The following is a 1,092-nucleotide window of genomic DNA, read 5'->3' as shown; positions in this document are numbered from 1 at the left end:
CTAGTGACCTGAGTCGGAGGTTTGTCGTTAGTTCGGTATGAGTCGTCCGGGTCCGAAGATTCCGCCGTTGTCGGTGACCGATGCCCAGCGGGCTGTGCTGGAGGGCTGGTTACGACGTCGCACGACGGCCCAAGCCCTGGCTCAACGGTCGCGGATCGTGCTGGAGTGCGCGGAGGGGCATTCGGTCATGGAAGTGTCGCGCCGCCTGAAGATCGCTCCGGACACGGTCCGCACCTGGCGGCGCCGTTTCCTCGAGCACGGCCTCGACGGGCTGGGCGACGAGCCGCGGCCGGGTGTCCCGCGGAAGATCACCGACGCTGATGTCGAGAGAGTCATCGTCAAGACCTTGGAGGAGAAGCCGAAGAACGCGACACACTGGTCGACCAGGTCGATGGCTGCGGCGACCGGCATGTCGCAGTCGACGGTCTCGAGGATCTGGCGGGCGTTCGCGCTGGCCCCGCACCGGTCCCAGACCTTCAAGCTGTCGACGGATCCGCTGTTCATCGACAAGGTCCGCGACGTCGTCGGCCTCTACCTGGACCCGCCGGAGAAGGCCCTGGTCCTCTGCGTGGACGAGAAGTCGCAGATTCAGGCCCTGGACCGGTCACAGCCCGTTCTGCCGATGATGCCCGGCGTTCCCGAGCGCCGCAGTCACGACTACGTCCGCGCCGGCACAACCACCCTCTTCGCCGCCCTGGAGGTGGCCACCGGCAAGGTCATCGGCTCCCTGCACCGCCGCCACCGGGCCGCCGAGTTCAAGAAGTTCCTGACCAAGGTCGACAAAGAAGTACCGGCGGATCTCCAGGTCCATCTGATCCTCGACAACTACGCGACCCACAAGACGCCGGACGTGAAGAAGTGGCTGCTGGCGCATCCGCGGTTCCACCTGCACTTCACGCCAACCAGTGCGTCGTGGCTGAACCTGGTGGAACGGTGGTTCGCCGAGCTCACGCAAAAGAAGCTCAAGCGCGGCGTCCACCGCTCCGTCCAAGCACTCGAACGCGACATCAGGTCCTGGCTCGCCCATTGGAACGAGCAACCCCGGCCCTTCGTCTGGACGAAGACAGCCGACGAGATCCTCGACAAAGTCGC

The 1,092-nt window shown here is 65.4% G+C and carries 1 protein-coding gene; it reads left to right on the top strand.

Going from position 1 to position 1,092, the window contains the following annotated elements; all coding sequences use genetic code 11:
- Positions 1 to 37 precede the first annotated feature (37 nt).
- Positions 38 to 1,092, top strand: a 1,055-nt coding sequence (locus ACZ45T_RS39235) for an IS630 family transposase (protein ID WP_468449284.1), incomplete at its 3' end; no start/stop codon positions are given.

Source organism: Streptomyces sp. NPDC030995 (assembly GCF_055571215.1).
Note: the sequence above shows the minus strand (reverse complement) of the source record. Positions and strands in the feature narration are given on the sequence as shown.